The 6,588-nt window shown below is 37.2% G+C and carries 9 protein-coding genes; 6 read left to right on the top strand and 3 right to left on the bottom strand.

The features are described from left to right. Window positions 1-821: 821 nt before the first annotated feature. The gene (locus tag AC0L6O_RS21885) at window positions 822-2,057 is read right to left on the bottom strand and encodes a M16 family metallopeptidase (protein WP_473305377.1); all 1,236 of its coding nucleotides are present in this window, start codon (window positions 2,055-2,057) and stop codon (window positions 822-824) included. Between the two features lie 57 nt (window positions 2,058-2,114). Here AC0L6O_RS21885 and AC0L6O_RS21880 point away from each other — a divergent pair, with 57 nt between their 5' ends. From AC0L6O_RS21880 to AC0L6O_RS21855, 6 genes are read left to right on the top strand one after another with little or no spacing between them, the layout of a single operon-like run. Further along, complete coding sequence (locus AC0L6O_RS21880; RefSeq protein WP_473305376.1) at window positions 2,115-2,957, top strand: hypothetical protein; 843 nt, start codon at window positions 2,115-2,117, stop codon at window positions 2,955-2,957. A 47-nt stretch (window positions 2,958-3,004) separates the two neighbouring features. Next, window positions 3,005-3,244 carry a hypothetical protein gene (locus AC0L6O_RS21875; RefSeq protein WP_473305374.1) on the top strand — a complete coding sequence of 80 codons (240 nt, stop codon included), beginning with the start codon at window positions 3,005-3,007 and terminating at the stop codon, window positions 3,242-3,244. After that, on the top strand, window positions 3,231-3,611 hold the full coding sequence (locus tag AC0L6O_RS21870) for a rhodanese-like domain-containing protein (RefSeq protein WP_473305373.1): 381 nt from the start codon (window positions 3,231-3,233) through the stop codon (window positions 3,609-3,611). Before AC0L6O_RS21875 ends, AC0L6O_RS21870 begins: the two co-directional genes overlap by 14 nt. Then, complete coding sequence (locus tag AC0L6O_RS21865) at window positions 3,608-3,829, top strand: hypothetical protein (protein WP_473305372.1); 222 nt, start codon at window positions 3,608-3,610, stop codon at window positions 3,827-3,829. Before AC0L6O_RS21870 ends, AC0L6O_RS21865 begins: the two co-directional genes overlap by 4 nt. 7 nt (window positions 3,830-3,836) lie before the next feature. After that, window positions 3,837-5,078, top strand: a complete 1,242-nt coding sequence (locus AC0L6O_RS21860; protein ID WP_473305370.1) for a sulfite oxidase — start codon at window positions 3,837-3,839, stop codon at window positions 5,076-5,078. Between the two features lie 18 nt (window positions 5,079-5,096). After that, window positions 5,097-5,465, top strand: coding sequence for a hypothetical protein (locus AC0L6O_RS21855; protein WP_473305369.1), 369 nt, complete (start codon window positions 5,097-5,099; stop codon window positions 5,463-5,465). Here the strand turns inward: AC0L6O_RS21855 and AC0L6O_RS21850 are convergent. Together AC0L6O_RS21850 and AC0L6O_RS21845 are read right to left on the bottom strand one after the other, a co-directional pair. Further along, window positions 5,462-5,791, bottom strand: a complete 330-nt coding sequence (locus tag AC0L6O_RS21850) for an L-rhamnose mutarotase (protein WP_473305368.1) — start codon at window positions 5,789-5,791, stop codon at window positions 5,462-5,464. The two genes, AC0L6O_RS21855 and AC0L6O_RS21850, sit on opposite strands and share 4 nt — an antisense overlap. Before the next feature lie 6 nt (window positions 5,792-5,797). Further along, on the bottom strand, window positions 5,798-6,586 hold the full coding sequence (locus AC0L6O_RS21845; protein ID WP_473305367.1) for an L-fucose dehydrogenase: 789 nt from the start codon (window positions 6,584-6,586) through the stop codon (window positions 5,798-5,800). Between the last annotated feature and the right edge of the window lie 2 nt (window positions 6,587-6,588).

Here is a 6,588-nt window from a genome sequence, read left to right as displayed (position 1 = left end):
GGTATGGTCCGAGTAGGTAGCCGGACTACGCGTCCGCCACCTTTTTATTAAACCTCAATACGAAACGTGTTGGGTTTTTTTTATGCATAAATAGTTGGTATGGTCCGAGTAGGTAGCCGGACTACGGGTCCCGCCACCTTTTTATTAAAACTCAATACTAACGTGTTGGTTATTTTTATGATTAATAAGTAAATCTTAGAACTGTTTCGGATATCTAGAGTCGGGGATGTTATTTAAACGGTACATTTGGCTAACCTGTGGGCTTAGAAAATCATCTCATCTATGAGTTTACTACTAATTTATAAACCCTATGGTCACGAAAAGGATATTTCGACCCTTTGGAGCCTTATTATAGTATTAAGAAAACATTCTAATTAGTTTTTAAAAGGAAAGGTAATTTGTAAATAGATGAATTTGCCCTTTTGCAAAAGTCAGGTGTGAGTCTTTAGGCTGTATGTAGCTAGATTTAAATAATTTAAACGTCCCCAAATTTTAAGTTCTTTTTTGAATTTCTTTAATAGGGGAGGGGATATTGCTCAACTATTATAAAGATTTTTTACGAGGATCCCTAAAACCAAATCAGTTTGATATTAAGTGTACGGTAATTGGCTATAAATTCTTCTAGCTTGTTAAGTAATGGAATGATTCTGCTAAAATCAATTGGATAAGATTTGATAGTTATATATGCAGTAGTATAATAGGAATACTAATCACTATTCTTGTGGAACAAATCTTGTTTACTGCAATGACTTGCTTATTAATAGCTGGTGGTAGTGAAAGAACTTTGAGTATATAGTGTATGTGAGATTCAAACATATTCTTTAATATGTAGCCTTATATGTAAGGTTTGAGAAGGCATCTTGTGGGAGTGCCTCTATGGCGAGGTCCCATAGGTCTTTGGAAGCAATAACCTTAATTTTTGTGAAAACTTCTTCTAAAGTGTTTACCTTATTAAGGTCCAGAAGACTTTTGGCCATCATTAACATAAAGCTTTGATTGCTTTCGTCAGACATGGCTAATTGACCCATTAACTGCTCCTTTAAATTCTTTAATTGTAAACTGCCTAAAGGTTTAGTTTTTAGCAGCTCTATTTCTTTAAGAACGAGCTGGTTCGCTTTCTTTAAATTCTTTGGTTCGGTGGCATAGAAGATGGAAGTATAACCGCTATCTGTAAATGCCGTATAGGTTGCATCAATTCCATAAACAAGACCGTGTTTTTCTCTTAAACTAGCATTAAGTCTAGAATTCATACCTGAACCACCTAATAAATGAATAAGTGTAAAGTATGCAAAACGATTTTTGTTATGTAGTGAAAAAGAAGGAATTCCTAAAGCCACATGAGCTTGGTTAATGGGCTTTTCAAAAATAAGATTTTGCGATTTGTAGTTACTTGGCTTCGTTCTAATAGAATTGTTGCTTTTTGTAGGGATATCTAGAAGATATTTTTCAACCAAGCGAATAGCTTTTTTGAATGTAATATTTCCTACGACAGAGACTACAATTTTACTTGTATCTAAATTCTCTTCAACAAAGTTTTTAAGGTCGTTTTGAGTAAAGGATTGAACACTTTCTTTTGTGCCGAGGATATTGTTTCCTAAGGTATGATTTTGAAAAACTAAACTGTCTAATTCATCTTGAATAGAATCTTCAGGGCTGTCAAGGTACATAGACATCTCCTCTAGTATTACACCCCTTTCTTTTTCAATTTGTCTCTCTGGAAATATTGAATGAAAAGTAATATCACTTAATATATCTATTGCCTTATCAAAATGATTATCTAAAACAGAGGCGTAAAAGCATATTTTCTCTTTAGTAGTGTAAGCGTTTAATTCTCCGCCTACTACTTCAAGTTTATTAATGATGTGATAGGACTTCCGTTTTTTTGTTCCTTTGAAAGCCATGTGCTCCCAAAAGTGAGCTAGACCTACTTGATGTGGTTTTTCATCTCTACTGCCAATATCTAGCATGATGCCACAATGAACAATTTTGGTATGAGTAACCTGTCTGTGTGCTAGTCTGATGCCATTTGGCAAAGTATGCTCGCTATATTCGTTCATTTCCATAAAATAATCGACAAAAATACGGATAATTGTATTGGAATCAGATGTTATTAAATGAAGCTAATTGCAGATAGCGGCTCTACGAAAACCAATTGGGCTTTATGCCAAGGTACTTTTTGTCGAATCTTTAAAACGGAGGGAATAAATCTTCATTTTATGAGTGAAGAGAAGGTAGGTGAAATACTTACCTCGGTTAAATTACATTTTGGCGAAGCCATTTCATCTATTCATTTTTATGGAGCAGGGGTGTCTAGTAGTGACAAGATTAATGTGATGTCAGGTTATTTGAATAAGTACATTGACAGCTCTGCCGAAGTAGATGCTTTTTCAGACTTTTTAGGAGCCTGTAGGGCTTTGTTTGGTAAAGGGGAAGGTGTTGCTAGTATTCTTGGGACTGGTGCAAGTACGGGTGTTTATAATGGTGATGATATAATTCAGTCGGTACCATCTTTGGGTTTTTGGTTAGGAGACGAGGGTAGTGGGTCAGATTTGGGTAAAAGACTTATTAAGGCATATTTGAGAGATGAGTTGCCGTTAGAGCTCAAAACCAAGTTTGAAAAAGAGTATGGAAGTTTTGAGAGGGAGCATATTTTTAAGATAATGGCTAGTGAAAAGCCAAATGCATATTTCGCAACTTTCGTTCCTTTTCTAAAGATTAATCTTGAACATGAATGGGCATCTCATTTAGTATCAAGAGCCTTTGACGAATTTGTCAAGCATAATTTATTGAGGTATGATGTTGGAGGAAATCTTAAGATTGGTTTTGTAGGTTCCGTAGGATTTTATTTTCAAGATTTATTAAAGGCTACGTTGGCTAAATATTTTGATAACGACGTTGTCATATTACAAGACCCTATGCAGGGCTTGATTGACTACCATGTGACAAATGTTCAATAGAGAACCTTTTTCTATTCTTATCATTGTAGTATAAACAAAAACATAGAATGAAATTTATAGAATTGTTGGCTCAGCCCTGGAGCGTCATGAGAATTTTGAGACTGGTTATGGGTGGGTATATCGCCATAGTAAGTATCATGGAAGGTCAATACTTTTTAGTAATGGCAGGTCTTTTCTTTGTGTATCAGGCGGTGATGAATGTTGGTTGTGCGGCATGTATACCAATGGATAGTAAGAATGAAAAAATAGAAACGAAAAATATAGAAGTAGAATATGAAGAAGTCTAGGATTGTATTATTGTTATTTATGCTGATAAGCGTAATGGCTTGTAAAGAAGCAAACTCGCAAATAACCAACTTGCCTTTAGATGAATTTGTGAGCACTTACAAGTCTACCGAAAATGCTCAATTATTAGATGTAAGAACGCCAGGAGAATGGGCGAATGGGAAATTAGAGAAATCAAATTTAGTTAATTATAGTGATGCTAAGTTTGAGCAGAATCTTTCTAAACTTGATAAATCAAAACCTGTGTTTGTATACTGTGCAGTAGGAGGTAGAAGTGCTAGAGCATCTAAAGTTTTAGAAAAGCAGGGATTCAAAGTTTATAATTTGACAAATGCTGGCTACAGCCAACTAAAGGCTAAGGGCTTATGAAGGTTGATTTCAAGCAAATTTTGATGCCTTTGATGGTATGTTTAACTTTAGGTCTAGCCCCTTTTACACCTGAACCGCATATTGTAGGAAAATTGAAATGGCTTTTAGGTGGGGCAAGCGGAATGATGCCGATGGATTACTTTGACCTAATACTCCACGGTTTCCCATTTGTATGGTTAATTTGGACTTTGTTTAAGGCATTTGTAAAGAAGAATTAGTAGATATATGTCATCTGGAATTTGGAATAGACGAGGGTTTCTAAAGAAATCAGTGGTTGGGCCTTTGACCTATTTAGTAGGTTCTAATATTGTGTTTGCTGCAAGTTTGCCAAAGGGCGTTCTTCCTTTAGGAGTATCAGAAAGTCAATTAGAAGATATTTTACCAGGAAAACATAAGGATTTGATTGTCCTTAATAATAGGCCTTGGAATGTAGAAGCTCCTCCACATTTGTTGGATGATAAAGTTACTCCTGCCGACAAAATGTTTGTCAGGAATAATGGTATTCCGCCTGAAACGATTGATTTAAAAAACTGGAAACTTACTATCGATGGAGAGTCTGCCGTAAGCTCAAAGTCGTATTCTATTGACGATTTAAAGAATAAGTTTAAACACTATTCTTATCAATTAACCTTGGAATGCGGTGGAAATGGTCGAGCGGGATATTATCCTCCTGCCTCTGGCAATCAATGGGCAGAAGGTGCTGTGTCTTGTGGGAAATGGACTGGTGTAAGGTTAAAAGATGTTTTGAAAGATGTAGGTTTAAAAGACGACGCTGTATATATCGGATATTACGGAAAAGACACACACATTAGTGGTGACCCTGACAAGAAACCCATTTCAAGAGGTGTACCTATTTCAAAAGCGATGGAGGACGAAGCTTTGATAGCTTGGGCCATGAATGATGAAGATATTCCTGCTATGAATGGCTATCCTTTAAGGCTAGTAATTGGCGGATGGCCAGCATCTACTTCAGGAAAATGGTTGGAGAGAATTTCTATTAGAAATATAGTACATGATGGGCCAAAAATGACTGGCACAAGCTACAGAGTTCCTAAGAACCCTGTGGCACCCGGAGAGAAAGTGGCAGAAGAAGATTTCAAGATCATTGAAACCATGCCTGTCAAGTCTTTGATCACCTATCCTAAAACAGGAGCAGTGTTAGGTTTAAATAAAACTTTGAAACTTAGGGGGCATGCTTGGGCTGGAGATTTAGAAGTTTCTAAAATGCTGGTTTCTACAGACTTTGGTGCTACTTGGAAGGTTTGTCAATTAGATAAACCAGTTAACAGATTGGCTTGGCAGCATTGGTCTGCAGAAGTTGATTTTCCTAAGGAAGGCTATTATGAGGTGTGGGCTAAAGCGACAGACTCAGAAGGGAAATCGCAGCCAATGGTTATTCCGGGATGGAACCCAAAAGGTTATTTAAATAATTCATGCCATAGGATTGCGGTGAAAATTGAGGGGTAAACGGCTATGAAGAGATTATTGATATTTTTATTGTTAGGCGTTTCTCTGGTTTTGGTCAAATGCAAAAACAGTCAGCCGCAAAGTCAAATAGAAGTTACTTCTGGGATTGACCCAGAAAGTGGTTTAGCTATTGACCCGAACTTAATGTTGGTAAAAGGGCAATGTACAGCCTGCCATTCGTCCCAACTAATTACTCAAAATAGGTTTACCCGAGAGGGCTGGAAAGATAAGATTATATGGATGCAAAAGACCCAAAACCTGTGGGATTTGGGTGAGTCTGAGCCTGCCATTCTAGATTATTTGGCAAAGCACTATGCACCAGAAGCAAGGGCATCACGAAGAGCAAACCTAGAAAATGTGGAATGGTATAAACTGAATGAAGACTAGAGTTTAAAGATTTTATCCATCATTAGCCACTTTTCTCCTTCTTTGGCAGAGGGTAAGGCATCTTGGTATTTCCACATTAGCTTTTCCCATTCTTGAACCTTAGGATTGTTTAAATCCATTTCAGCCTTTTTTTCAAAAGAGAAATTGTCTTCCGTTTCCATTATCATAAAAAGACGGTTTTCAATACGGTAAATTTCCATATCAAGGATTCCTGCGTCTTTTATGCTAGCAGTAATTTCAGGCCAAGCGGTTTGGTGATAAACCTCGTATTCTTCAATAAGTTTTGGGTCATTCTTTAAATCTAGAGCCAAACAAAATCTTTTCATGCTTTCTTATTTCTTTATTAATGACCTGTCAAGGTGAACGTACCCTCCGTCCACATGCATTATTTGACCAGTGGTGTGACTAGAACGTTTTGAGAGTAAGAATACCACCATATTGGCTAGTTCTTCCACCGTTGTCATTCTGTTTCCTAAGGGAATTCTGTTGTTTATTTCTTTTAATTGTTTTTCTCCGTCTGGTAAAGATTTTATCCAGCGGTCATACATTGGCGTGTAACTTTCTGCCACTACCACAGCATTTACTCTGATGCCATATTTAAGCAGTTCTACCGCCCATTCTCTTGTTAGAGCGTTTCTGCCACCATTGGCTGCCGCGTAACCTGAAGTACCACCCTGGCCAGTTTCTGCTACTTTAGACGTGATGTTTACAATGCTGCCTTTTGTTTCTTTTAAGGCGGGTAAAGCATGGTGAGCTAATAAATAGTAGTGAACCAGATTGTTATGCAAAGACTGCATAAAACCTTCATAATTGCCACTTTCAAGACCTACACCGTCATTAAGACCAGCATTGTTTACCAGTCCATGTATTTTACCAAAACGCTTATGGACATCTTTGATGGCTCTTTCGCATTCTTCTGGTTTTGAAAGCTCTGCTTTTACGGTATAACCAAAACCGCCAGCGGCGTTAATTTTATCAAGACAGGCTTGATTGTCTTCCTCGTTTCGTCCAATGATAACGGGGAAGGCACCTTCTAATGCTAACTGAGCACAGATGCCTTCTCCAATACCTTTGGCTCCACCAGAGACAATAATTACTTTTTCGTTTAGATGAAGATTCATTC

The sequence above is a fragment of the Arcticibacterium sp. GJ41-1 genome (assembly GCF_055808875.1).
The sequence above is the reverse complement of the archived record's forward strand: the minus strand, read 5'-3'. Positions and strand labels throughout refer to the sequence as shown.